Source organism: Kluyvera sp. CHPC 1.251, assembly GCF_036759945.1.
Classification (GTDB): Bacteria; Pseudomonadota; Gammaproteobacteria; order Enterobacterales; family Enterobacteriaceae; genus Kluyvera; species Kluyvera sichuanensis.
Genome location: NZ_JAPKIC010000002.1, coordinates 225073 through 250499 on the forward strand (window position 1 = coordinate 225073; position 25427 = coordinate 250499).

The 25427-nt window shown below is 57.7% G+C and carries 26 protein-coding genes and 1 other RNA gene; 11 read left to right on the forward strand and 16 right to left on the reverse strand.

Annotated elements, in window-relative coordinates; genetic code table 11:
• Positions 1–9 precede the first annotated feature (9 nt).
• Positions 10–480 (forward strand): YlaC family protein, encoded by a 471-nt coding sequence (locus V6940_RS05480; RefSeq protein ID WP_333495134.1) that lies wholly within the window; start codon positions 10–12, stop codon positions 478–480.
• Here the strand turns inward: V6940_RS05480 and pdxR are convergent.
• Complete coding sequence (gene pdxR, locus V6940_RS05485) at positions 449–1906, reverse strand: MocR-like pyridoxine biosynthesis transcription factor PdxR (RefSeq protein WP_333495135.1); 1458 nt, start codon at positions 1904–1906, stop codon at positions 449–451. The two genes, V6940_RS05480 and pdxR, sit on opposite strands and share 32 nt — an antisense overlap.
• Before the next feature lie 104 nt (positions 1907–2010).
• Here pdxR and V6940_RS05490 point away from each other — a divergent pair, with 104 nt between their 5' ends.
• Positions 2011–2721 carry a GNAT family N-acetyltransferase gene (locus tag V6940_RS05490; RefSeq protein ID WP_333495136.1) on the forward strand — a complete coding sequence of 237 codons (711 nt, stop codon included), beginning with the start codon at positions 2011–2013 and terminating at the stop codon, positions 2719–2721.
• Here the strand turns inward: V6940_RS05490 and ykgO are convergent.
• Positions 2718–2858, reverse strand: a complete 141-nt coding sequence (gene ykgO, locus V6940_RS05495; protein ID WP_003859006.1) for a type B 50S ribosomal protein L36 — start codon at positions 2856–2858, stop codon at positions 2718–2720. The two genes, V6940_RS05490 and ykgO, sit on opposite strands and share 4 nt — an antisense overlap.
• A complete protein-coding gene (locus V6940_RS05500) occupies positions 2858–3121 on the reverse strand; it encodes a type B 50S ribosomal protein L31 (RefSeq protein WP_035891863.1) in 264 nt (87 codons plus the stop codon). Before V6940_RS05500 ends, ykgO begins: the two co-directional genes overlap by 1 nt.
• A gap of 329 nt (positions 3122–3450) precedes the next feature.
• Between V6940_RS05500 and V6940_RS05505 the strand changes: the two genes are divergently transcribed.
• From V6940_RS05505 to V6940_RS05525, 5 genes are all read left to right on the forward strand, one after another.
• Positions 3451–4482: an isopenicillin N synthase family dioxygenase gene (locus V6940_RS05505; protein WP_333495137.1), complete on the forward strand. Its 1032-nt coding sequence runs from the start codon at positions 3451–3453 to the stop codon at positions 4480–4482.
• 25 nt (positions 4483–4507) lie between these two features.
• Positions 4508–5314 (forward strand): MetQ/NlpA family ABC transporter substrate-binding protein, encoded by an 807-nt coding sequence (locus V6940_RS05510; RefSeq protein WP_333495138.1) that lies wholly within the window; start codon positions 4508–4510, stop codon positions 5312–5314.
• Positions 5311–6102 (forward strand): methionine ABC transporter ATP-binding protein, encoded by a 792-nt coding sequence (locus tag V6940_RS05515; RefSeq protein ID WP_333495139.1) that lies wholly within the window; start codon positions 5311–5313, stop codon positions 6100–6102. The genes V6940_RS05510 and V6940_RS05515 overlap by 4 nt, the downstream gene beginning before the upstream one ends.
• The gene (locus tag V6940_RS05520) at positions 6099–6758 is read left to right on the forward strand and encodes a methionine ABC transporter permease (RefSeq protein ID WP_333495321.1); all 660 of its coding nucleotides are present in this window, start codon (positions 6099–6101) and stop codon (positions 6756–6758) included. Before V6940_RS05515 ends, V6940_RS05520 begins: the two co-directional genes overlap by 4 nt.
• A gap of 96 nt (positions 6759–6854) precedes the next feature.
• Entirely contained in the window at positions 6855–8432 is a 1578-nt protein-coding gene (locus V6940_RS05525; RefSeq protein WP_333495140.1) for an EAL domain-containing protein, read from the forward strand.
• On the opposite strand, the gene V6940_RS05530 is transcribed toward V6940_RS05525, so the two are convergent.
• The gene (locus V6940_RS05530; RefSeq protein ID WP_333495141.1) at positions 8413–8685 is read right to left on the reverse strand and encodes a metal-sensing transcriptional repressor; all 273 of its coding nucleotides are present in this window, start codon (positions 8683–8685) and stop codon (positions 8413–8415) included. The genes V6940_RS05525 and V6940_RS05530 overlap by 20 nt on opposite strands.
• A 135-nt stretch (positions 8686–8820) precedes the next feature.
• Between V6940_RS05530 and V6940_RS05535 the strand changes: the two genes are divergently transcribed.
• On the forward strand, positions 8821–9636 hold the full coding sequence (locus V6940_RS05535; RefSeq protein WP_333495142.1) for a nickel/cobalt efflux protein RcnA: 816 nt from the start codon (positions 8821–8823) through the stop codon (positions 9634–9636).
• A gap of 15 nt (positions 9637–9651) precedes the next feature.
• Here V6940_RS05535 and V6940_RS05540 read toward each other — a convergent pair whose 3' ends face one another.
• The 3 genes from V6940_RS05540 to yczE all read right to left on the reverse strand — a co-directional run bounded on the left by V6940_RS05540 (position 9652) and on the right by yczE (position 14598).
• Positions 9652–12735, reverse strand: a complete 3084-nt coding sequence (locus V6940_RS05540; protein WP_333495143.1) for a beta-galactosidase — start codon at positions 12733–12735, stop codon at positions 9652–9654.
• A gap of 93 nt (positions 12736–12828) precedes the next feature.
• Positions 12829–13908 (reverse strand): LacI family DNA-binding transcriptional regulator, encoded by a 1080-nt coding sequence (locus tag V6940_RS05545; RefSeq protein WP_333495144.1) that lies wholly within the window; start codon positions 13906–13908, stop codon positions 12829–12831.
• Positions 13909–13983: 75 nt separating this feature from the next.
• Positions 13984–14598, reverse strand: a complete 615-nt coding sequence (yczE, locus tag V6940_RS05550; protein WP_333495145.1) for a membrane protein YczE — start codon at positions 14596–14598, stop codon at positions 13984–13986.
• Positions 14599–14687: 89 nt separating this feature from the next.
• Between yczE and yczR the strand changes: the two genes are divergently transcribed.
• On the forward strand, positions 14688–16112 hold the full coding sequence (gene yczR / locus V6940_RS05555) for a MocR-like transcription factor YczR (protein ID WP_333495146.1): 1425 nt from the start codon (positions 14688–14690) through the stop codon (positions 16110–16112).
• An 88-nt stretch (positions 16113–16200) separates the two neighbouring features.
• On the opposite strand, the gene V6940_RS05560 is transcribed toward yczR, so the two are convergent.
• From V6940_RS05560 to ffs, 3 genes are all read right to left on the reverse strand, one after another.
• On the reverse strand, positions 16201–16416 hold the full coding sequence (locus tag V6940_RS05560) for a hypothetical protein (RefSeq protein WP_035895186.1): 216 nt from the start codon (positions 16414–16416) through the stop codon (positions 16201–16203).
• Positions 16413–16661 (reverse strand): hypothetical protein, encoded by a 249-nt coding sequence (locus V6940_RS05565; protein WP_185667131.1) that lies wholly within the window; start codon positions 16659–16661, stop codon positions 16413–16415. Before V6940_RS05565 ends, V6940_RS05560 begins: the two co-directional genes overlap by 4 nt.
• 340 nt (positions 16662–17001) lie before the next feature.
• An RNA gene (gene ffs / locus V6940_RS05570) (signal recognition particle sRNA small type) lies at positions 17002–17098 on the reverse strand.
• Between the two features lie 165 nt (positions 17099–17263).
• Here ffs and V6940_RS05575 point away from each other — a divergent pair.
• Positions 17264–17575 carry an MGMT family protein gene (locus V6940_RS05575; protein ID WP_185667132.1) on the forward strand — a complete coding sequence of 104 codons (312 nt, stop codon included), beginning with the start codon at positions 17264–17266 and terminating at the stop codon, positions 17573–17575.
• Positions 17576–17714: 139 nt separating this feature from the next.
• Here V6940_RS05575 and V6940_RS05580 read toward each other — a convergent pair whose 3' ends face one another.
• Positions 17715–18215 (reverse strand): YbaY family lipoprotein, encoded by a 501-nt coding sequence (locus V6940_RS05580; RefSeq protein WP_333495147.1) that lies wholly within the window; start codon positions 18213–18215, stop codon positions 17715–17717.
• A gap of 218 nt (positions 18216–18433) precedes the next feature.
• Here V6940_RS05580 and tesB point away from each other — a divergent pair, with 218 nt between their 5' ends.
• Positions 18434–19294, forward strand: a complete 861-nt coding sequence (tesB, locus tag V6940_RS05585) for an acyl-CoA thioesterase II (protein ID WP_333495148.1) — start codon at positions 18434–18436, stop codon at positions 19292–19294.
• A 54-nt stretch (positions 19295–19348) separates the two neighbouring features.
• Here tesB and V6940_RS05590 read toward each other — a convergent pair whose 3' ends face one another.
• The 5 genes from V6940_RS05590 to V6940_RS05610 form a co-directional block, all read right to left on the reverse strand.
• Positions 19349–19609, reverse strand: coding sequence for a type II toxin-antitoxin system HicB family antitoxin (locus tag V6940_RS05590; protein ID WP_333495149.1), 261 nt, complete (start codon positions 19607–19609; stop codon positions 19349–19351).
• A gap of 358 nt (positions 19610–19967) precedes the next feature.
• Positions 19968–21254 carry an ammonium transporter AmtB gene (gene amtB, locus V6940_RS05595; protein WP_035895173.1) on the reverse strand — a complete coding sequence of 429 codons (1287 nt, stop codon included), beginning with the start codon at positions 21252–21254 and terminating at the stop codon, positions 19968–19970.
• Between the two features lie 33 nt (positions 21255–21287).
• Positions 21288–21626 (reverse strand): P-II family nitrogen regulator, encoded by a 339-nt coding sequence (gene glnK, locus V6940_RS05600; RefSeq protein WP_004858743.1) that lies wholly within the window; start codon positions 21624–21626, stop codon positions 21288–21290.
• A 209-nt stretch (positions 21627–21835) separates the two neighbouring features.
• Complete coding sequence (locus tag V6940_RS05605; protein WP_333495150.1) at positions 21836–23614, reverse strand: SmdB family multidrug efflux ABC transporter permease/ATP-binding protein; 1779 nt, start codon at positions 23612–23614, stop codon at positions 21836–21838.
• The gene (locus V6940_RS05610) at positions 23607–25382 is read right to left on the reverse strand and encodes a SmdA family multidrug ABC transporter permease/ATP-binding protein (RefSeq protein ID WP_333495151.1); all 1776 of its coding nucleotides are present in this window, start codon (positions 25380–25382) and stop codon (positions 23607–23609) included. Before V6940_RS05610 ends, V6940_RS05605 begins: the two co-directional genes overlap by 8 nt.
• Positions 25383–25427 lie beyond the last annotated feature (45 nt).

Here is a 25427-nt window from a genome sequence, read left to right on the forward strand (position 1 = left end):
GAGCAAAAGATGTCAGAGATCCAGCGATTACTCACGCAAACCATTGATGAACTAAACGCGACTGAAAAGCGCGACAACCGGCCGCGCTTTAGTATTAGCTTTATCCGTAACCACCCAGGCCTATTCATCGCCATGTACCTTGCGTTCTTCGCGACGCTCGTGGTGATGATGCGCTCTGAAACCCTGGCCGATACCGTCTGGCTGCTGTGGCTGCTGTTTGCGCTGCTGAACGGCTTCTTCTTTTTCGACGTCTATCCGCGCTACCGCTATGAAGATATCGACGTCCTGGATTTCCGTGTCTGCTACAACGGTGAGTGGTACAACACCCGCTTTGTCCCCAAACAGCTTATCGAGCGGATCCTGAACTCCGCCCGCGTGGACGGCCAGGCGAAGGCTCAGCTACAGAAAATGGTCTCCACCAAGGGCGAACTCTCGTTTTACGATGTCTTCACCCTTGCCCGCGCCGAAGCGGCACAATAAGTCGCTGTAGCGTCCGTATCGCCGTCGTAAACTGCGATGCGGACGTATTTCCATAGCCCAGCACCAGCCCGGTACGCGCCTGTTGGCGGTTCAGATAAAAGCTGCTGAGCGCACCTGGCGCCATCTGATGCAGTCGCGCCTGATGCACCAGTGCCACGTCATCAATCCCGTCAATAGCTACCGTCATATGTAGCCCCCCTTCTCCTGCCATCAGTTGATGCGGAACGGTGAGTTCCTGTTCCAACGCATCGTGCAGCTGTGCCTGTCGTTTGCGATAAAGGCGGCGCATCGCCGCCAGATGGCGCGCATAGTGACCCTCTTCAATAAAACAGGCCAGCGCACGCTGCTCGGCGCGATGTCCACCGCGCAAAAGCGCACGTATAGCAGGCTGCGCCGCCTCAGCCAGCATCGATGGCAGCACCATAAACCCAATACGCAGCGACGGGAACAGCGTCTTACTGAAAGTACCCAGGTAGACCACTGGGGCGTTATCGACCATTCCGCGCATGGCTGGAATAGGTTCGCCGCTGAAGCGAAATTCACTGTCGTAGTCATCCTCAACGATCCACGTCCCATGCTGACGTGCATAGTCCAGCAGCGCAAGACGCCGCGTCGCACTGAGCACGCTGCCAATAGGATACTGGTGAGAGGGGGAGGTAAAGATCATCGTCGGTGGTGGCAGATTGACGGCAATCTGCATCCCTTCTTCATCCACCGGTACCGTTTCCAGCGCTAACCCCGCCGCCAGGAATGCGCTTTTGGCACCAAAATAACCCGGCTCTTCTACCCAGGCGGTTTGTCCCGGTTCACTGAGGAGTTGCGTGCACAGGTTTACGCCTTCCAGCGCCCCTTCAGTGATGACAATTTGCCGGGCATCGCAGTCGATACCGCGCGATAACGCAAGATGGCGGGCTATCGCCACCCGCAACGGCCACTCACCTGCCGCATCGCCATAGCCGAGCAGCGAACTCCCCTCTTCACGCAAGACGCGGTCAAGCAATCGTCGCCAGAGCGGTAAGGGAAAATAGTTAATGGCCGGCGTGCCGGGGGTGAACAACAATGGTGGCGTATCGCGCGGCATGACCTGCGGCAGCCGTTGTAACCGTAACGGTAGCTTAACGGGCGCCGGTATCGATGCCTCGTGACTTTCCGGCTGCGGCAGCGCGGCCACCCGCGAACCCCGACGGTCTCGCCGCAGGTAGCCTTCCATCGCCAGTTGCTCCAGCGCCGCATTAACCGTATTACGCGATACCTGCAGCCGCTCGGCGATCGCTCGCGAGCCCGGCAGCCAACTCTGCGCCTGGAGTTGCCCCTGCATAATGGCCTCTCTCAGCGCAGTATACAGGCTCCGTTGAAGCGTCTCTGTTCCACGCGCCTGTAGTGAGCGGGAAAGCAGGGCAAAAAAGGGATCGTCAGGAATATTCATCTCAGCTCCTCGTGGTACCATCAAAAGATAACCTGGTGGCACTTCTTATGGAACCAGTAAACCCCTACGCTCAGCGTATTGTTTATTTTCCCTAAGGAGAGGTTATGAGTCAGCTTAATCAATTTGGTCAGTTAATTGGCGATGCCCTACCGGACTGGCAGCCACGTCCACGTCCTGAGCGCGTGGTACTGGAAGGGCAGTTTTGCCGCCTTGAACCACTGAGCCTTCTGCACGCCGATGCGCTGTTCGCCGCTCACCAGCAGGCAACGGATACCCGTAACTGGACGTGGCTGCTGCGCGAGCCGGAAAGTTCGGTAGAGGAATATCGCCAGTGGGTAGCAAGCGTGGAAAACCTGCAGGATCCGGTTCATTTTGCGGTTATAGATAGACAAACCAATCTGCCGGTCGGTTCGCTGGCATTAATGCGCATCGACCCGAATAACGGGGTGATGGAAGTCGGCCACGTCCACTTCTCGCCGCTGTTGAGCAGAACGCCTGCGTCTACGGAAGCCCAATGGCTGCTGATGCGCTATGCGTTCGATACCCTGGGCTATCGCCGCTATGAGTGGAAATGCAACAGCTTCAACGAACCCTCACGCAAGGCCGCGCTGCGCTTAGGCTTCCAGTTTGAAGGCCATTTTCGCCAGGCGCTGGTGATTAAAGGTCATAACCGCGATACCGACTGGTTTTCGATTATCGACGGTGAGTGGTCGGTGCTGAACGCCGCCTTCCAGAAATGGCTTGCCGCCGACAATTTTACCGCCGACGGCAAGCAACGCCACTCCCTGGAGTCGCTGCGACAGTTGTCCGTTTAACGGCGCTTCTTACGCCCCTGAACGGCCTTAAAGCGAGGGTTTGACTTGCAGATAACGTACAGTCGCCCTTTGCGTTTCACAATCTGGCAATCCGGGTGGCGCTGTTTGGCGCTGCGCAATGAGTTAAGTACCTGCATCATGAACCTCTTTTCACATCAATAAAGCGGCCAAAACGCTGGCTGAAGCGCGCCACGCTACCCTCGGTAGAGGCCGTTCTCTGTTTCCCGGTGTAGTACGGGTGCGATTTGGACGACACATCAATCGTGACATACGGATATGTCACCCCTTCCAGTTCAATCTCCCGGTCAGTTTTAATGGTCGAACCCACTTTGAAATACTCGTTGGCACTGGTGTCATGAAACACCACGGTGCGGTAATGGGGATGGATATTGGCTTTCATCTGACCCTCGATATCATATGTTATAACATAACAATTACGATACGCCGCGAAACCGGGCTTTGCAACCCTACAAATTAAAGGGGAATGATAAAATCGTAGAACACACGTATTAATCCTCGCCTGCCACCATGCGCTTTAGCTAATTTTCGCAAAAGCTCAGACCCCCACTCCGTCATAAATTAGAAAATAACGTTATTGGTCGCGCCCTTCGCCATCAGGCAGGCTGTCGTTATCAACCCGACGGAGATATCCCATGCAGCGCTGTTGTTGTCATCCCGCATTTGCACCACCCCAAAATTACGGCATTCATCTGCAAAATGGAGAGTTCAATGAGTCTGACCACCTTGCCCATTCTCAGCCTGGCGCGCTACCACCAGCCGTCTGAACGCGCTGAGTTTCTGCTGGCGCTTCGCCACGCCGCCCGCGACGTTGGCTTTTTCTACCTGACCGATCACGGTATCAACGACGCCCTGCAGCAGTCGCTGCAGTCGGAATCACGCCGCTTCTTCGCCCTGTCCGACGAACAAAAACAGCAGGTGGCGATGATCCACTCCCCGCACTTCCGCGGCTATAACCGCAGCGCCGCCGAGCTAACGCGCGGCCAGCCGGACTGGCGGGAACAGTTTGATATCGGTGCCGAACGCCAGGCCGTTTCGCTGCGAGAGCACGACCCGCGCTGGCTTCAGTTGCAGGGCCCTAACCTGTGGCCTGAGGCGCTGCCCACCTTACGCCCGGTCCTGCTGCAGTGGCAGCGATCAATGACCGAAATGGCGATGACGCTGCTGCGGGCCTTTGCTGAGGCGCTCCAGCTTCCTCCCGAGGCGTTTGACACCCTGTACGGCCAAAAGCCCAACGAACATATCAAGCTGATCCGCTACCCCGGCCAGCAGGAGACGCAAAACAGCACCCAGGGCGTGGGGGCGCATAAAGACTCCGGCTTTCTGAGCTTCCTGTTGCAGGACGATCAGCAAGGGCTGCAGGTAGAGGTCAGCGACGGCCAGTGGATTGACGCCAAACCGCTGCCCGGCAGCTTTGTGGTCAATATTGGCGAGCTGCTTGAACTGGCAACCAACGGCTACCTGCGCGCCACCGTTCATCGCGTGATCTCACCGCCGGCCAACAAGCAACGCCTCTCCATCGCCTTCTTCTTAGGCGCACAGCTGGATGCCGTTGTGCCGGTTTACTCCCTGCCTGAATCACTGGCGCGAGAAGCCAATGGCCCGCAAAGCGACCCGCTGAATCCGCTGCTGCGCGACGTGGGCTGGAACTATCTGAAAGGCCGCCTGCGCTCCCATCCGGACGTAGCGGAGCGCTATTACCGTGACGTACTGCGCGCGCGCAGTGAACAGCTGATTGCCTGATAACCCTTAAAACAAGGAACACACCATGAAACATGCCGCATTCAAACTGGCAGGGGTAGCACTGTCTCTTTCTCTGGCCTGGAGCGCGTCTGCCGCACCGCTGCGTATCGCCGCAGACCCGGTACCGCACGCGGAAATTCTCAACTTTATTAAAAAGCAGGACCCGAAGCTGGATCTGAAAATTGTCGAACTGACCAGCGGCGTTAACGCCAACGAACTGTTGGCCAACGGCGACGTCGATGCCAACTATTTCCAGCACGTGCCGTACCTGAAAGACCAGGAAAAGGCGCTGGGCAAAACCTTTGCCGTTGCCGCCACGGTGCACATCGAGCCGCTGGGCATCTATTCACATAAACATAAAGATCTGCAATCGCTGCCCGAAGGCGCAACCGTGGCGGTGCCGAATAACACCACCAACCTGAGCCGCGCGCTGTTCCTGCTGCAGAGCAAAGGGTTGATTAAGCTGGCGGCGAAGTTTACCGACCCAGCGACGACGCTTGCCACGCCAAAAGATATCGCCGAAAACCCGCATAAGCTGAAGATCCTCGAGGTGGAATCGCCGCAGATCCCACGCTCGCTGGACGACGTCGACCTGGCGGTGATCAACGGCAACTACGCGCTGGAGGCAGGGCTGAACCCGGCCAAAGATTCGCTGGGGTTGGAAAGCCCCACGCATAACCCGTACGCCAATATTCTGGTCACAACCCCGCAGCTGGCAAACGATCCGCGCATCAAACAACTCGCCAAAGACCTGACTTCGCCGCAGGTGGCAGAATTTATTCGCCAGCACTACAACGGCTCGGTGATCCCGGTTAGCGCGCCGCAGTCATGATCGTCATAGAAGGGCTGAGCAAGCAGTATGCCGGAAGCGGCCACCCGGCACTCAACGACGTTTCGTTTACCGTCCCTAAAGGGGCCATTTATGGCATTCTTGGGCGGAGCGGTGCGGGTAAAAGCACCCTGATTCGCTGTCTGAACTTACTGGAGCGGCCCAGCGCGGGCCGTATCCTGTTCAACGGGGAAAATATTGTGCAGTACGATAAGGCGCAGCTTCGCGCCCATCGTCTGCGCACCGGCATGATTTTTCAGCACTTCAATCTGTTGCACGCCCGAAGTGTAGCCGACAACGTTGCCGTGCCGCTGGAGATTGCCGGTATCCCGAAAGCGCAGCGTCAACAGCGCGTAACGGAACTGCTCGCACTGGTGGGGCTTGGCGACAAAGCCAACGCCTTCCCGTCCCAGCTTTCCGGCGGGCAAAAGCAGCGCGTCGGCATTGCCCGCGCGCTGGCGGCAGAGCCCGACGTGCTGTTGTGCGATGAGGCCACCAGCGCACTGGATGCCGAAACCACCGCCAGCGTACTGGCACTGCTGGAGACGATAAATCGCCAGTTGGGGCTGACCATTGTACTGATCACCCATCAGCTTGAAGTAGTCAAAAACCTTTGCGATCACGCGGCGCTGCTGGAAGGCGGGGAATTGCAGGAGAGCGGAAAAATCGCCGACCTGCTGGCTTCCCCCTGGTCACGCCTGCGGGACATTTTACTGGGAGACGGCGATGAAGAGCGCCGCTTCCTCGCCCGTCACGGCATTGAAGGGAGACACCTATGCATAGTCGCATGAGCTGGGAAGATTTATGGCCACTGCTGGTCGACGGCACGCTGGATACGCTGTACATGGTGGGATTCGCCACCCTGTTTACCGTCTTAATCGGCCTGCCGCTGGGCGTGTTACTGTTTCTCTCCCGCCGCCAGGGGATTGTCCCCATGCCGCGCCTGAACGCAGTGCTCGGGGCGATTATCAACACCGGGCGCTCGCTGCCGTTTATCGTGCTGCTGATTGCCCTTATCCCCTTCACCCGTCTGCTGGTTGGCACCACGCTCGGCAGCACGGCGGCCATTGTGCCGATTACCATCGGGGCATTTCCCTTCTTTGCTCGCCTGACCGAAAGCGCGCTGGATGAGGTGGACTACGGACGCATTGAAGCGGTGCTGTCGATGGGCGGTAACGCCTGGCATGTGGTAAGCAAAGCGCTGCTGCCCGAAGCGCTCCCGGCGCTGCTGGCAGGCACCACACTGACTATCGTCATGCTGATTGGCTTTTCGTCTATGGCGGGGGTCATCGGTGGTGGCGGGCTGGGTGATTTAGCGATTCGCTACGGCTATCAGCGGTTTAACGACCAGATAATGATTGGCACGGTGCTGATTCTGGTCCTGATGGTTCAGGGCGTGCAAATGGGGGGTGACCGCCTGGTTCGCGCGCTGGCGCATCGCCGCTGAATCCGCGCTAATTCTGGCAGGGGGGATGATTTCGCGTAATAAGCGTAGGAAATGTCGGGTATACTTGCACTACTTAGCCCCGGAAAAGGACTGGCAGTGACAACTCGACACCTGATCGGTCTGATAACCGGCGTACTGATTATAGCGATACTCCTGCCTATTTTGCTGAGCGTCTGGCTTGCTCAGCGGGAAGCGCATCGGCAATTTATTACCGAGCAGGAAACCTACGCATCGCGGGTCCTCATACGTACCGAGCAGGTGATGGATCAAGCCAAAGGGGCGCTACGGCAGATGGATACCCTGAAGGATGCGGGCTGTAGTCCAACGCATCTCCAGGAGATGCGGCGCCTCTCTTACTCGTGGCGCTATATTCAGGAAGTGCTCTATCTCGATGGGCTGACAGCCAGGTGCTCCTCGCTCGAAAACGCCGGGAAGCCGTTCACCTTCCCGGAACCCGACCGCATTATCCCATCCGGCTATCGCGCCTGGTACACCGAGCGCAACGATCTCGGTATTCACCGCTATATGGCCGCCTTCGCTTCCGATCACCATATGGTGATTATCGACCCCGTTTCGTTTATCGACGTTATCCCGTTCAGTAACTCAAAAACCCAGGTCGCCCTGATCAGCACCCATAATAGCCGGGTTCTCGCCAGCAGCGCGCCCCTGGACCAGCAGGCCTGGCAGCAGATTCAGCTGCAGCATCTGGAGACGCTGACCAAAGACAATATCGTTTATACGGTACGCCAGTATCCCGATCTGCAGGTGTCGATCATGACCTGGTCTTCGACTCTGCCGCTGTCTGAACGCCTGCGCCACCAACTGATGCTGTGGTTACCGGTCGGTATACTCATGAGCCTGCTGGCAAGCTGGTTGATTTTCCAGGTGCTGCGCCGTTTGCAGTCGCCACGCCAGCGTATGCTTGATGCGCTGAACAATGCCGCGATTACCGTCTACTACCAGCCCATCGTGTCGCTTACCGATGGCAAAGTGGTGGGATGTGAAGCACTGGCACGCTGGAAGCAGCCGGACGGCAGCTACCTGTCGCCGGAGATTTTTATTCCACTTGCCGAGCAAACCGGGCTCATCACCAACCTGACGGAAAACGTCGTGAAATCCGTTTTCCGCGATCTCGGTAAATGGCTCAGCCTGCATCCGGATCAGCATGTCTCCATCAACCTCTCCGTCGCCGATTTCCACTCTGTCGTACTGCAAACGCTGTTGCACCAGCAGATGCGCATCTGGCACGTGCAGCCGCAGCAAATTGCCCTTGAATTAACCGAGCGCGGTTTTGCCGACCCGAAAACCACGCTGCCGGCGATGACCGCTTACCGTAAGGCCGGGCACGCCATCTATATCGACGACTTCGGTACCGGCTACTCCAGCCTGCGCTACCTGCAGGACCTTGAGGTCGATACCTTAAAACTCGATAAATCCTTCGTTGATGCGCTGGAATACGCCCAGGTGACGCCATACATCATTGAGATGGCGAAAACCCTACAGCTTAACGTCGTGGCGGAAGGGATTGAGAGTACCTGCCAGGAGAAGTGGCTGCGCGAGCACGGCGTGCAGTTTGGACAGGGCTGGCTTTACAGCAAGGCCCTGCCGAAAGAAGCGTTTATTCTCTGGGCGGAAAGCAACCTGCGGGCGCACGCTACTTCAGATAGGACTTAATCACCTGCATCACCACGTCGAGGTCGGCTTCGCGCTGACCCTCTTCGGGCTCTTTGACCACGTGATCGGTCAGATGACCCTGAATCACCTGCAGCATCATGCCGTTGACCGCCCCGCGAATCGCCGCCAGTTGCTGTAGCACCTCCGCGCACTCGTGCTCGCGATTGAGCATTTTCTCAAGCGCAACGCTCTGCCCCTGAATTTTCTTCAGACGCGTCAATAACATCTTCTTATGACGAACGGTATGTGACATGGCCGGGATCCTGTTTTTAACTCCTGCGCAAGCATACCACGCGCGGCTCTGACTGCGCATTTTTATACTAGGGGGTAGTATTACAATACTGGGTGGGAGTATAGTGATTTCACTTTTTTGCAAGGATCCTTCGCGATGAACGACTTCACGACACTCTTACAACAGGGCAATGCCTGGTTCTTTATCCCCGGTGCCATTCTGCTTGGGGCGCTGCACGGCCTGGAGCCAGGCCATTCCAAAACCATGATGGCAGCGTTTATCGTGGCGATCCGCGGTACGCTAAAGCAGGCGATATTACTGGGGCTGGCAGCGACGCTGTCGCACACCGTGGTGGTGTGGGTCATCGCCATGGCCGGGATGCGGTTTGGCCGCGGCTGGGATGCACAAACCGCCGAGCCGTGGTTTCAGCTGCTTTCCGGGATAATCATTATTGTTATCGCGCTATGGATGCTGTGGCGTACCTGGCGCGAGTCACGCGGGGCGCACGATCATCATCACGACCATGATCACCACCACCACGATCATGAACATCATCATGACCACGATCATCACCACGATCTGGTAGAGGCCGACTGGCAGGATGCCCACCAGCGCGCCCACGCCGAAGAGATCAACCGCCGTTTCAAAGGCCAGGAAGTCACCACCGGGCAAATTGTGGTGTTCGGTCTGACCGGCGGGCTCATTCCCTGCCCAGCCTCGATCACCATTCTGCTTATCTGCCTGCAGCTTAAGCACGTGGCGCTGGGCGCGACGCTGGTGCTGAGCTTTAGCGTCGGGCTGGCGCTCACGCTGGTCGCCTCTGGGGCCATTGCCGCCATTGGCCTGAAGCAGGTGAGCAAACGCTGGAGCGGGTTTGGGGAGCTATCGCGAAAAGCGCCGTGGTTCTCCGGCGCGCTGATTATTCTGGTGGGGCTTTACATGATGGGACACGGCATCAGCGCACTGATCTGATGCCGTGTGCAGGGCTTAGGCTAACTGCCAGCTAAACTGGTAGCGAACGCGGCGGGCGGGCAGTAAAAACTCCGGCCCTACGCTTGGGCTCCAGGAGTCATCGCCGCCCACGCCCATATGGAAGGCATCAAGGTTCAGCCAGCAGCCTGGCTCCTCGTGCAGCAGATGGTGATGGGTGGTCTCATGTAACTGACGCTGGCTGTAGCGGCTGAGGCCAAAGTGGAACTCACCGCGCCAACAGTGCGCGCCATATTCCAACTGTCGGGTATCGCAGCGCAGCCCATTTTCCGTCGGGTAGATATACGGCGTATGCAGTGCCGACAGCGGCAGAGTCCATAATCCCTGACGCGCCGCCAGACGACGGTCTGGATAGTTTTCATGCGGCCCCAACCCCAGCCAGCTCACCTGTTCCTCCACGGTGGCCAGCTGGCAGTGCAGGCCAATTCGCGCCGGGTGCGGAATATCTTCCGCCACCTGCACCGTCACATCGCCATGCAGCACGCCGCAATCATCAATGCGCCAGCGTTTGTGGCTGATAAACAGAATTTTCCCCTGATGCTCCCAACTCTGCTGCGTCTCGACCTCAACGCCCTGTTCCTGCGACGCGGCCCGGCACAGTAACAGCCGCGGCGTCATGGCATACATCCCCGCCGCCTTCCAGCGCTCTACCCATGCGTTCGGGTCGATGCGGGTCACTTCGCTCACGCCGATATCGTTATCCAGCGGCGCGCGGGTGAAATTATCACGCAGCGGCGACAGCAGTTCGGGTTTGTCGTTGCGCCACCACTGCGTCAAATCGCCACTCTCACGGCTAAACTGCCAACGCTGGCTACCGTGGACAATCGCAAACGCCTGCGCCTCAACGTGCAGCTGCGGAGCGGTACCCGTCTCTTGTTGTACCGGCAGCGACAGCGCGGTCGGCAGCGGCCACTGATCCCAGGCGCACAGATGGTTGGCTGCCGACCACTCGGTCGCCTGCGGCTGATATACCTCAACGTTGAGCCAGCTATTTTCGCTGAGCGCGGCGCTATCGGTGAACGGCAGCACTATTCGTTGCTGCCCCTGTGGGGCGATATCAAGCGCTTCCTCGCCCTGCGTCAGCGTTTTGCCATCAACGGTAATCGACCAGCGCAGACGTTCGTTATCCGTGTGACGGAACAGGAATTCACTGCTCACGTCTATTTCCAGCGGCGCGCACCCCACCAATCTGAACTGGAAGAACTGCTGTGCCCTTTGCGCCTCAAACAGCGCTGGGTGCGGCGTACGATCCGGGAACACCAGGCCGTTCATGCAGAACTGACGATCGTTTGGCGTATCGCCAAAATCGCCGCCGTAGGCCCAAAAGCGCTCGCCCTGCTCATTGGTTTTGCTCAATGCCTGGTCAACCCAGTCCCAGACAAAACCGCCCTGCAGGCGTGGGTTGTCACGAAACGCCTGCCAGTATTTCGCAAAACCGCCAAAGCTGTTGCCCATCGCGTGAGCGTACTCGCAGAGGATCAGCGGACGAGTCTCTTCCGGCAGCGCAATCCACTTTTTAATGCTCCACTTCGGCACCGTCGGGTGCGGCTGATCGGCATCGACGCGAGCGTACATCGGGCAGACGATATCCGTCGCCGCCGTATTAGCGCCGCCGCCCTCATACTGCACCGGGCGTGACGGATCGGCGGTTTTTATCCAGCGGTAGAGCGCGTCATGGTTCGCGCCGTGCCCGGATTCGTTGCCGAGCGACCAGATGATAATGGAAGGATGGTTACGGTCGCGCGCGACCATTCGTGTCACGCGCTCGCTCATCGCCGGTAGCCAGCGCGGGTCGTCCGCCAGGCGGCTCATCGGCACCATGCCATGGGTTTCAATATTCGCTTCATCCACCACGTACAGCCCGTAGCGATCGCACAGGCGGTACCACAGCGGATGGTTCGGATAGTGGGAGCAGCGTACGGCATTAAAGTTGTGCTGCTTCATCAGCTCAATATCGCGGCGCATGGTGGCTTCATCCACCGCCTGCCCGGTTTCCGGGTGATGTTCATGGCGGTTAACGCCGCGGATAAGCAACGGTTTACCGTTCAGTTTCAGCAACCCGCCCTCTATCGCCACCTGACGGAAACCGATATCGCAGGCTTCCGACTCTAGCGGCTTACCGTCTGCATCACGCAGCGTGAGCACCAGCCGGTAAAGGTTTGGCGTTTCGGCGCTCCATAATGCGGGTTGCTCAAGCGCCAGCGTGACCTTCAGGCGCTCTGCCCAACCGCCGCGTTCATCCACAAACGGAATGCCCACGGCCTGTTGCAGGCTGGCAACGGCGTTGTCACCCCACCACAGCACGGCTTCCACGTCGGTCGCAGCAGCGGCAGAGCCTTCGACGGTCACCTGAATATCCAGCTCGCCGAAGGTAAAGCGCTCAGACAGCCGAGGCGTAACCTGATAGTCGGCGATACGCGTTGCCGGTTTATGCAGCAGCGTCACATCGCGGAAAATACCGCTCATGCGCCACATATCCTGATCTTCCAGGTAGCTGCCATCGCACCAGCGCAGCACCATCACCGCCAAGCGGTTCTCACCAGGTTTCAGCACCGCACTCAGGTCAAACTCGGCCGGCAGACGGCTATCCTGGGAGTAGCCCACCCACTGACCATTGCACCACAGATGAAATGCCGAGTTTACGCCGTCAAAAATAATCCGCGTTTGTCCCTGCGTCAGCCATTCATCTTCTACGACAAAGGTGTACGAGTAGCAGCCCGTCGGGTTGTCAACGGGCACCTGCGGCGGCGTCACCGGGATCGGGTAGGTCACGTTGGTGTAGATAGGCGTATCAAAACCATGCATTTGCCAGTTAGACGGTACCGGCATAGCGACAGCATCGTGAAGATCCTGCTCAACCCACCTCTCCGGTACGGCTTCAGGTGCGGAAAAGAAGCTGAAGCGCCAGCTGCCGTTCAATGACAGGCGCGAGGTCGATGCGCTATCCAGCCGCGCTGCGCTCGCCTCACGCCAACTGTTAAACGGCGCGTGGGCGGGCAGTCGGTGCCACTGGGTAAGCTGGGGATTTTCCCAGTCACGGCGGGAGAGTAAAGCAGACAGCGTCAGAGAAGAATGCGGCATGGAAACCTCGTTGCGAAGCGCTCACAATTTTTAATGAGAGTGCACGTATCTCACCACGAGGTAAAGGATCGGATCGAGAGGAAGCGAGTCAGATCACAAATCGCGCGATCGTCTGATTATTCGGGTCGCCAGCGCCTGCAAGCAGTGCGCCAGATCGTCATCCTGTAGGCTTTCCGGCTGCCGCTCGGCGCTAGAACTGCGGGCAATCAGCTCAACGTTCAGGCAAGTCTGGCTCAGAGGTAATGCGCTACCTTCCTGCGCAATGAGCCAATCCACGCTCATCCGCCCGGCTTCTTTGAAGCGCTGGCGGATGGTGGTCAGCGGCGGTGTAAACCAGGCGCTGTCGGTGGTATCGTCATAACCCACTATCGATAGCTGCCCCGGCACGCGAATGCCTTTCTCCGCGCAGGCGCGCAGCGCGCCCAATGCCATCTGATCGTTGGCCACCAGCAGTGCATCAGGGTAGGGTTTTTCACTGAGTAAAAGGTGCGCTTTTTCATAACCGGAGGCCGCGCTCCAGTCACCATAGGCCACGGAAACCGGCTGTACCGCAGCCTGTTGTAACGCATGCTGCCAGCCCGCTAGCCGAGCCCGGGCGGAGACGGAACTTTGCGGCCCCGCCAGCAACGCAATCTGCCGATGCCCCAGCGAGAGCAGATGTTCAACGCCCAGCCGAGCGCCCTGCTCGGCGTCAAACACGAGGCTATTCACCTCGGCATCACGTCCTACGTCGAGAAACAGTATCGGTACCGGCGAGGCGGCGGCCAGCGCCTGCGCATCCTCACGCTCCAGCGGCACATTCACCAGCAGCCCTTCGACGCGCTGCGCCTGAAGCTCCTGCAGAGCGTTGAAGCAGGCTTCCCGGTCATGGCTTTCCACCATCGAAATCAGCACGGAAAAGCCCACTTCTCCGGCTCGGCGCTTCACCGCCGAGGCGATTTGCGAAGGCGCATGCAGCGCCAGATCGGTGGTCAGCAAGCCCAGCGCGCGCGTGGCCTTTCCGGCCAACTGTTGCGCACCGCGATTGGGAACATAGTGCAGTTCCTGCATCGCTGCCTGTACCTTTTCCCGCGTGCGCGGCGACACGTGCGCGGCCTGGTTTATCACCCGTGACACGGTCTGGTAGGAGACACCGGCAACGCGGGCCACATCATACAGCGTGATTGTTTTCATACTTTTCCGTTTAACTGGCGTACCAGGTGCAGTGTAACCGGAAAACGAAAAATATGCTGTGAGCGCTTCGTAAAATCAGGAAGTTTGCTCCACCTCAGCCGTGCGACGCTGCGCCACACGAGGCAACTGGAACCATGGCAGGAAAATCTGAATCAACGGGCCAATCGCCAGTGCATACAGCACGGTGCCCACGCCGAAGGTGCCACCCAGCAGCATACCGATAACCAGCACCGACAGCTCGATAGTGGTACGAATGCGGCGGATTGGCCAGCCGGTACGGGCGTGAATGCCGGTCATCAGGCCATCGCGCGGCCCGGCGCCAAAACCGGCACCGATATACATACCGGTCGCCATCCCATTCAGCACCACCGCCAACAGCAGCAGCACGGCGCGAAGCCAGAGCGATTCCAGCGGCGGCATCAGCGAGAGCGTGGCATCGGCCGCCAGTCCCAGCACGATAACGTTGCTGATGGTGCCGAGTCCCGGACGCTGGCGCAGCGGGATCCATAACAGCAGTACGGCTGCGCCGGTAAGGATCATCACCATGCCAATATCAAGGGAGGTTAACCCGGATACGCCAAGGTGGAACACGTTCCACGGGTCAGCCCCGAGATTGGCACGAACATAGACGGCGGTCGATACCCCGTAGAGTATTAACCCAATGTAGAGCTGAATCAGTCGGCGCAGCATAGAGACCTCGGCCTGTAGAATGAGGCTTCCATCATCGGTAAAAATGGCATTATGATTAATGACCAGTTTTTAAAAAGTGGACTGCTCCCATGATTCGACGCTCCGCCACCCAATCGTTAATTCGTTTGCTCGGCCACTGGCAGGACGGCCCCTCCCCGACGCCGCTATGGCGGCAGCTCACCGACGCGCTGCGGCTGCTGATTCTCGATGCCCGCCTGCCACTCGGCACCCGCCTGCCGGGAGAGCGGGAGTTTGCCAGCGCGCTAGGAGTCAGCCGTACCACCATTGCCAGCGCGCTGGCTCAGCTGCGCGACGAAGGCTATGTGCAGAGCAAGCAGGGTAGCGGCTCGACGGTCACGCTCAGCACCGAAGGCTACCAGCGTGCGCCGCGCATGCCGGACTCGCCGACGCTGGACATGTCCACCGCCGCGCTGGCGGCCGGCGCAGAAATCCACCAGGCATACAGCCATGCGCTGGCGGCGCTGCCCGGCTACCTCAGCAATACGGGTTACGATCAGCAAGGACTACCCGCCCTGCGCGAAGCCATTGCCCAGCGCTATAGCGCGCGCGGGCTACCAACACGAGCCGACGAGATCATGCTGGTAAACGGCGCGGTCAGCGGGCTGGCGCTGATTCTGCGTAACCTCACCGGGCCGGGAGACCGGGTGGTGGTTGAAACGCCGACCTATCCACTGGCGATTTCCGCTATTGAGGGTGCATCCTGCCGCCCGGTGGCGCTGCCATTGCCCGATAAAGGCTGGGACACCGACGGCCTGGCAGCGGTTATCGCCCAGACCGCACCGCGGCTGGCGTATCTGATGCCCGATTTTCAAAACCCTACCGGCCAGTGCATGGACAGCGCCACCCGGCAGATAGTAGCGGACCTGGCGGCACGAACCTGCACGACGCTGGTCGTCGACGAAACGATGGTGGATTTATGGTACAACGCCCCGCCACCGCCGCCGCTGGCCGCGTTTAATCGCGATGCGCCGATCATTACCGTGGGTTCAACCGGGAAAAGCTTCTGGGGCGGGCTACGCCTGGGTTGGATCCGCGCGTCATCGCGCACCATTGCAGCGCTGGTCCAGACCCGCGATACTCTTGATTTAGGCTCGCCGCTGCTGGAACAGCTGGCCACCTGCTGGCTACTGGAAAATGAGCATCAGCTACTGCCCGAACGGCGTCGATTGCTGACGGCGAGGCGGGATATGTGCGCGGCGTTAATGCATGAATACTTCCCGCAGTGGAAATTTGTGCTGCCGGAAGGGGGATTGTCATTCTGGGTTGAGCTGCCGGAGATGATGGCAACGCGGTTTGCTGCGCGAGCAGAAGCCAGCGCGATTCATCTTGGCGTGGGAACACGATTTGGTCTGGCGGGCAGCGGAGAGCGTAATTTACGCATTCCGTTTACACTGGACGATGAAACCCTGCGTCGCGCCTTTTCGACATTACAGCCGATTTGGGCAACGTTAGCAGGCCAGCATGGCGCAAACAAAGTGCGGAAAATAATTTAACCGCGCGCAAGGGGAGAACGCCCCCAATAACATAACCGGCCTGAAACATTATATTCTTTAACGTAATAAAGTGCGGCTAAAGAATATATTAGTGCTGTGGAGGGATCGGAAAGCCTTTCAGGGAAATAACGAAAGATTCTCCCTCTTTTTTAATCTTAGCACCGGTATCGCACCAGTCTGAGGCGATACGAAAGAATTCATCGCTGCCAACATTCCAGTTGAGAAGAACATGCTTCACGTAGCCTGAACGTAACAGGTCGCAGGCTTCGCTATAGTTACACGCTATTGACGTTTGCTGTTTCATTTTCTCTTCTTCAGGATTTTACGTAATGCTTTGATTTCTTTAGGTGTGAATGGAGCAACATCTTCTTCCGTATGCTGGCTGTCGATGTCATCTTCACATACACCCGCCTCTTCTTCTGCTACAAACCCCAGCAGCAGCAGCTTTTCTGCCGCAGCGCCTAAAGTCAGGCCGTGGACTTCAGCAAAGTGGCGAAGTCTCTCTTTTACCGCTTCATCAATTTTTACGTTAAGCACTGCGACTGTCATATAAACCCCTTCCCGTAAAGACGCGCCGTCTCGTAGGCGAGTTTGTGTTAACAAAACCCGCAAAGCGACGCGGCCAAAAATGGTTTCTGTATTATTTCTGTAATAACTAATACATGAAACCAACAGCACATTCCAGAAATATATTTATAACACAAAGGGTAATATAAATACCCAATGTTAATCTAAAGGCAATTTATGACACATAAATGACAGTAATATTACAAATGGATGAATGTTATTTGAATGCAAAAGGTTGTTGACGAGAAATAGCCACAATAAATACAGGGATTAGATTGGTCTTAACGAGAGGGAATTTTACGGCGGTAGAAATGGGTGGGGGCCCTGCCAGCTACATCCCGGCACACGCGTCATCTGCCCTGGCTGCTTCCTTCCGGACCTGACCTGGTGAACAGAGTAGCGTTGCGGGAGAACCAACAGGGCCCCCATTGAGAGCGTTGTTATCCAACGCGCTGGCGCATTATCACTGCTGAGACGGGCAATTGCAAGCTATCCGCTACTGCCTGCTGGATTCTTGTGCAATCCGCCCTTCACAGGGGGCATCAGGCTGATTATGCTGAAGGTTCTGCTTTAAGGAACTCACTATGGACGATTTTGGATCTTTCCCTCAGCGCGTTTGGCAAATCATCGCTTCCATCCCGGAAGGCTACGTCACCACCTACGGCGATATTGCCCGGCTGGCTGGCTCTCCGCGCGCCGCTCGTCAGGTCGGCGGCGTATTAAAACGGCTGCCGGAGGGCTCCACGCTGCCGTGGCATCGAGTAGTGAATCGGCACGGCGTGATATCCCTGACCGGCCCGGATCTACAGCGTCAACGCCAGGCATTACTTTCTGAAGGGGTGCAGGTGTCGGGAAGCGGGCAGATTGATATGCAGAAGTATCGCTGGAACTACTAGCAGCTGTAGGCCGGATAAGGCAACGCCGCCATCCGGCAATATGCGCCGTGATTGCCTGATGGCTGCTTCGCTTATCAGGCCTACAAAAGTAACACTGAATTCACGGCAAAAAAATGCCCTCACGTGGAGGGCATTCGCATTATGGAACCTGAACCGGCGAGCTATCCTGAACCGGCACCGGCGTTTGCTGCACTGGAACCAGCGTCAGGTCGACTTTAGTGCCGCCGTGGTTAATCACTTCCTGGACGGTGTCGGTAATAAAGACCAGCTTATCGTTGATGGTCACCGCCGCGCTCAGCAGGATACGGGCGTTAGGCTGAATATCTGCCGGGTTGTACGGCAGGACAAAGCTAAACGGCGCCTGTTTCCCTTCGGTACGCGTCACTTTCTGCGACAGCACTTTCGATGGTGCATCGGCCAGCGACGCGTCGGACAGTGTTACGGTCAGTACGGCATCCGGCGGCAGCGCCACCTTCTGGCGGATCCACACGCTACCAGAGACGTTTGGTCCTGACACGGCCTGGTTGGCCGCCGCTGCTTCTGGCGCAGGTGTCTGATTCTGACTTTGCTGGTGCGTCTTCGCACAGCCCGCCAGGGCCAGTGCAATCGCCAAACCGCTTAAGATCGGCACGAGTTTCATTAGCATTCTCCTTATTGCTCACCCATTCTGAGGCTATTTTCTCATTTGAGTGACAATGCATTAACAAACGTAACCGCTTTAGTGTGGCATATAATTCACATGATTACCTGCAAACGCCCCATTATTCAGACAATTGAACCCATCGGACCACTCGCGAAACTACGTTATAATGAGAGCATTCACCTGATGTTGCGACTGTAAAATTATAGAGGGTATCAATGAGCCAAGCGCTTTCTAATCTGCTGACATTATTAAATCTGGAAAGAATTGAAGAAGGACTGTTCCGTGGCCAGAGTGAAGATCTGGGGCTGCGTCAGGTCTTTGGCGGCCAGGTTGTCGGCCAGGCGCTATATGCGGCAAAAGAGACCGTCCCTGCCGACCGTCTGGTGCACTCCTTCCATAGCTATTTCCTGCGCCCGGGCGACAGCCAGAAACCTATCGTTTATGACGTTGAAGTCCTGCGCGATGGTAATAGCTTCAGCGCGCGTCGCGTGGCGGCTATCCAGAACGGGAAGCCTATTTTCTATATGACCGCCTCTTTCCAGGGCACGGAGTCCGGCTACGAGCATCAAAAAACGATGCCCGCCGCACCGTCACCGGACGGCCTGCCGTCGGAAACCGACATCGCCCGTTCGCTGGCACACCTGCTGCCGCCGCAGGCCAAAGAGAAGTTTCTTTGCGATAAGCCGCTGGAGATCCGCCCGGTGGAGTTCCACAACCCGCTGAAGGGCCATGTGGCGGAACCGCGCCGTCAGGTGTGGATGCGCGCCAACGGCACCGTACCGGATTCACTGCATATTCATCAGTACCTGCTCGGCTATGCCTCTGACTTCAACTTCCTGCCGGTTGCCCTCCAGCCACACGGCGTGGGCTTCCTCGAACCCGGCATGCAGGTTGCGACCATCGACCACTCGATGTGGTTCCACCGCCCGTTCGATATGAACGAATGGCTGCTGTACAGCGTCGAGAGCACCTCTGCCTCCAGCGCCCGTGGTTTTGTACGCGGCGAGTTCTACACTCAGGATGGTGTTCTGGTGGCGTCGACGGTGCAGGAAGGGGTTATGCGTAACCGCAACTAGGTGATATCAACCACGCCCGCGATATCACGCGGGCGTGCAGTTGCAGCTGGGTAATTAATGGATGATACGGCTCAGCAGGGTGCTAATACGAGGCAGGCGTTTCTTCTTACCGAACGGTTTGACGCCGGTCGCGCGGCAGTTATTACAGTAGCAATCAAACGCGTCGCGGGCGGCAATCGTCAGCTCTTTTGCGTCCCCTGCGATAAATGTCGCTCTGCGTTCGGTGTTCAAAAACTCCCCGCGAAACATTTCAATAATAGGGTCGTATTTAACGCGGGCTTTGTGACCATCGATAAATAATGTGCTGGTATGCATTTGAAACGTTCCTTGAATTGTTGTGCCATCCTGGCGCGGGGAAAGCTGGCTTTGCCCGCAAATCTTTGCCGATGAAATCGACGGGGTGGGAGAATACTCTCCAGCGTAAAAGATAAAAAGCCGTTTTAGATAAAAGACTTTTACGCAAACGTATTTAATTACTTACGGTTCGTAAGGTTTTACAGACACCATACCAGCACCCATTGTGATAACGATCACAAAAATCATTGGCTCCACCGTATAAACAAGAAACCCGCACCAGGGCGGGTTAAATAACGGTCAAAATAAATCTTTTGTTTTTCAACGTCTGAAGCATTCTCCCGGGGTCGGCGTAAACGCCTCACCCGGGTTGCCGATATCAAGCGTTGTAGGCATTCTCGCCGTGGCTGTTCACGTCCAGACCTTCGCGTTCCTGGTCTTCCGGTACGCGCAGACCGACGGTTAAATCTGCCACTTTATAGCCGATGAAGGCCACGACGCCGGACCAGACGATGGTGATGGCGATACTTTCAAGCTGCACCAGCACCTGATGGCTCATGGTCACGCCTTCTGCATAACCCACGCCGCCCAGCGCCGTAGAAGCAAAGATACCGGTCAGGATACAGCCGATGATGCCGCACACGCCGTGAACACCGAACACGTCGCATGGGTCATCCACGCGCAGCCAGCGTTTCAGAGAGGTCACGCCCCACAGACCCGCCAGACCGACCACGATACCCAGAATCAACGCACCGCCGACACCGATATAGCCACATGCTGGGGTGATACCCACCAGACCCGCAATCGCACCAGAACACGCGCCCAACAGAGAAGGCTTACCGCGCAGCGCCCATTCGCCAAATACCCAGCCAAGGATCGCCGCAGCGGTTGCCACCACGGTATTCACAAAAGCCAGACCGGCAATTTCGTTCGCCGCACTGGCAGAACCGGCGTTGAAGCCAAACCAGCCAAAGTAGAGGATCGCGGTACCGATAAATACCATCGGCAGGTTGTGCGGTTTGAACGCTTCTTTGCCAAAGCCGACGCGTTTACCAATCAGGTAAGCCCCCACCAGGCCTGCCACCGCGGCGTTAATATGCACCACCGTACCGCCTGCAAAGTCAAGCGCACCGTGGCTCGCCAGCAGACCGCCGCCCCAGACCATGTGCGCAATCGGCACGTAGGAGAGAGTCAGCCAAATCACCACAAAAATCAGCACCGCGGAGAAGCGAATACGCTCTGCCAGCGCGCCAACGATAAGGCCCACGGTGATACAGGCAAAGGAGCCCTGGAATGCCACGTGGATATACTGATAGAACGAGCCCATCAGGTCAGTAATCTTGATATTTTTCAGCATCACCCAGTCGAAGCTGCCGAAGAAACTGCCGCCGGTACCGAAGGCCAGCGAGTAGCCGTAAACCACCCACAGTACGCAGACTACCGCAAAGGTCACCGCGACCTGCGTCAGCATAGAGAGCACGTTCTTACCGCGGATCAGGCCGCCGTAAAACAACGCAATCCCCGGAATGGTCATAAACAGCACCAGTGCGGTACACAGCATCATAAAGGCGTTATCGGCTTTATCGACCACCGCCGGTGCCGCCATCGCCAGACCCGGCAGCAGCGCCAGTGCGCTCAACCCCGTTTTTACCATTGTTTTTTTCATCATCTCGATCCCTATCACTGTGCTGGCTGGGAATTACAGCGCCGCTTCGTCGGCTTCGCCGGTACGAATACGGATTACGCGCTGCAGTTCGGCGACAAAAATCTTACCGTCGCCAATTTTTCCGGTATAAGCGGCTTTGCTAATCACATCGACAACTTCATCGAGCTGATCGTCGGCGATAGCCACATCAATTTTTACTTTCGGCAGGAAGTTGACGCTGTATTCCGCGCCACGATAAAGCTCTGCATGACCCTTCTGACGACCGAAGCCTTTCACTTCCGTCACCGTTAAGCCCTGAATGCCAATGGAAGACAGCGCTTCGCGAACGTCTTCGAGTTTGAATGGTTTAATTACCACGGTAACCAGCTTCATAGATCCCCTCCAGTCAGAATTCGGTAATGGCTACGAACACGTAAGAGGTAAAGCAAGGGTCATGCCAGAAATGAAAACCACCCTGCTCTGCGGTAAAAATCAGGGTTTATGGCGGCAAGATGGTGGGCGTTAAAAGAAAAACGCACCATGCGGGTGCATGATGCGTGTCACAACAGCAATCTGTTAGAAAAATGCCTGACGGTGGTGCATTACACGGTCAACGCATCATCCTGGGCGCTGGCCGCCAGCTCTTCACCGGCCAGCTGTAGCTGATACATCTGCCAGTAACGCCCTTTGGCTTCAAGCAGTTGCTGGTGAGTCCCCTGCTCGACGGCCTGTCCACGGTGAAGCACCATAATGGTATCCGCTTCCACGATGGTCGACAGACGGTGAGCGATCACCACCAGCGTCGTGTGCTGACGCACGGCGGCCAGCGCATGTTGAATCGCACGCTCGGTGCCGGAGTCAATATTCGCGGTGGCTTCGTCCAGGATCAGCACCTGCGGGGTCTCAACCAGCACGCGGGCCAGCGCCAGCAGCTGCTTCTGCCCGACCGACAGGTTGTTACCCTGCTCACCCAGATGGGTATAGATACCCTCACTCATCCCTCGCGCCAGCTCGGCCAGCTGTACGGTTTCCAGCACCTGCCAGACCTGTGCTTCACTGATATCGCGCCCCAGCGTGACGTTGGCAAAGAAGGAGTCGGCCAGCACCACCGGATCCTGTTGCACCACGGCGATGCCCTGTCTCAGCACCTGATGACTCAGGCTTTGTAGCGGGCGACCGCCAAGGCGTATTTCACCGGAGTTTGGCGGGTAATAGCCCATCAGCAGGCTGGCAAGCGTACTTTTTCCGCTACCGGTGTGCCCCACAAGCGCCACAAAGCTGCGTGCTGGAATCGATAACGAAATGTTTTGCAGCACCAGTTTGTCATCGCGATAGGCAAATGAAACATCGTCGATATCAATATCGCCGCGCACCAGCGGTGCCATATCCTTTCCGTACTGCTGGCGCGGGCGATCCATCAGTTCAAATACGCGCTCACCGGCCACCACTGCCTGCTGTAACATCGACTGCTGAGTGGTGAGTTCAATCAGCGGCTCGTTCAGGCGCCCCAGATAGCTGATAAACGCGTACAGTACACCGACCTCAATGGAGCCCTGCGCGCTAAAGCCAAATAGCATCAGCAGGCCGCACAGCACCAGCGAAGAGAACAGGCTCAGCAGCGGACGCAACAGGAAGCCGTCCAGACGCAGCGTTTGCATACGCGCCAGATAGTGTGAGCGGCTCACGTCGCCAATCCGCTCACCAAAGCGCACCTGCTGACGGAACTGCTGAATCACGCTCATGCCGTTGATGACTTCGTTGAAGCCATCGTTAATATCCGCCAGATAGGCGCGAACGCGGCGCACGATAGGCGTGCTGTAGCGCTGATAAATCACCATCACGATCATCACCGCAGGGAAGATAGCGATCGCCACCAGCGCCATGCGCCAGTCGAGGCTGAACATCGCCACCAGCATTGCGCCGATCAGTGCAGCACTGCGCAGTACTGTCGCCACCACCGTCACGTACAGATCGCGGATCACTTCCGTATCGTTGGTGACGCGGGAGATAAGCTGGCCTACCGGCTGGGTGTCAAACTCGCTCAGCGGCTGGCGCAGCGCGGCGTCCATCACATCACTACGCAGCTGTTGCACCACGCCGACCGCCGCGCGGTTAAACAGCAGCGACTGACTGTAGTGCAGTGAAGCAGCCAGCAGTTGCAGCCCGATATAAGCAGCCGCCAGCCCGGCGACCGTCCCCAGCGGCAGACGATTTTTCGCCACCATATTGTCGATAAAGTAACTTATCAGCAGCGGTCCGCTCACTTCGGCGGCGGCGGCCACCCACAGCATGACCACCGCAATCGACAGCGGTTTACGCCACGGCGAGCCGTAGGCCAGCAGGCGCTTCAGGGTTGGCCACAGTTGCCCAAAACTACGCATCGGCCACCTCCGACTTATCTTCTTCCGGCACGTCGTTCAGCGCGGCCTCCAGCTGTTGATAACGATGCATATCGCGGTACCAGCCCTGCTCTGCGGCCAGCTGGTCATGCTGACCGCGCTGGGCAATATGCCCGTGCTGCATCACAATAATTTCGCTGGCGTCCGACAGCGCCGAGAGACGGTGCGCGCTGATAATCACCGTGCGGCCTTCCCCCCACTGGCGCAGGTTGTGCAGAATCTGATGCTCGGTGCGGCCATCAACCGCCGACAATGCATCGTCGAGGATCAGAATTTCCGCCTCCAGCAGCAGCGCACGTGCAATGGAAATACGCTGCTTCTGCCCGCCGGAGAGCATCACGCCGCGCTCGCCGACTTCGGTATCGTAACCCTGTGGCAGGCGCAGAATGTCCTCGTGCACGCAGGCCAGCCGCGCCGCATGCTCAATCTCTTCCTGCGTCGCGCTCGGATGGCCGAGCGCAATATTGCTGGCAACCGTGTCAGAGAAGAGGAACGGTGTCTGGCTGACCACTGCCAGGCGGCTGCGCCAGCCATCCAGCTGCAATTGACGCAGGGGAATGTCGTGGAAGCGGATCTCACCTTCATCAACGTCAAAATGGCGCTGAATAAGCGACAGGATAGTGGATTTCCCCGACCCTGTTGGCCCGCAAATGCCGAGCATATGGCCCGGTTTCAGGGTCACATTGACGTCGCAGAGGGTTGGCTTGTCGGTTTGCGGGTAACTAAAACGTCCAATCGCCAGTTCCAGCGTACCGCGCCCGTCGGGTACCGGCTGTGTGCCGTCGTCAACCACCGGCGCTTCCGCCAGCAGGGTACGAATGCGGCTGTAGGCGGCGCTGCCACGCTCGACGATGTTGAACATCCAGGCCAGCGCTAGCATGGGCCAGATCATCAGCCCAAGGTACATCATAAAGCTGGTGAGCTGGCCGAGGGTCAGCTCGCCCTGCATCACCATCCAGCTGCCACCGGCAATCGCCAGCAGATTGGCCATCCCTATGGCGATGTAAATCGTCGGGTCAAAGCGGGCATCGATGCGCGCCACGCGCATGTTTTTCACCCCTGTGTCAGCCGCATCGGCGGCAAACTGGGCGGACTGCCGGTCCTCAAGGCCGAAGGCTTTGATCATGCGGATGCTGGTCAGGCTCTCCTGAGTTCGGTCGTTAAGGCTTGAGAACGCCGCCTGGGCTACTTTGAAGCGCTCATGCAGCAGATCGCCGTAGCGTTTGATCACCAACGCCATGATGGGCATCGGCAGTAGCGCCAACAGAGTTAACTGCCAGCTAAGCTGGGTGGACATCACAATCAGCACCGCGCAGCCCATCACCAATGAGTCCACCAGCGTCAGCACCCCCTCCCCGGCGGCAAACACCACGCGGTCTACGTCGTTGGTGGCGCGGGCCATCAGGTCGCCGGTGCGGTGACGTAAATAAAATTCCGGATGCTGGCGGCTTAACTGCCGGTAGAAATCTTCTCGCAGTTCTACCGCTAACTGATAGGAGGCACCGAACAGCAATACGCGCCAGACGTAGCGCAGCAGGTAGACCACCACGGCAATCAGTACCATGGTGCCGAGCCACATCATCACCTTCCCGGTGGTGAAGTGGTGTTGTGTCACGCCATCCACCACGATCCCGACCACTTTAGGCGGAATGAGCTGGAGTATGGCGATGATAATCAGCAAGGCGACAGCGCCGAGATAGCGCCGCCATTCCCGGCGGAAGTACCAACTTAGTTGAGCAAATAATCGCACGCGGTAAAATCCTGAACGTCGATTCTCTTCGTCCTGCGCTGCCGC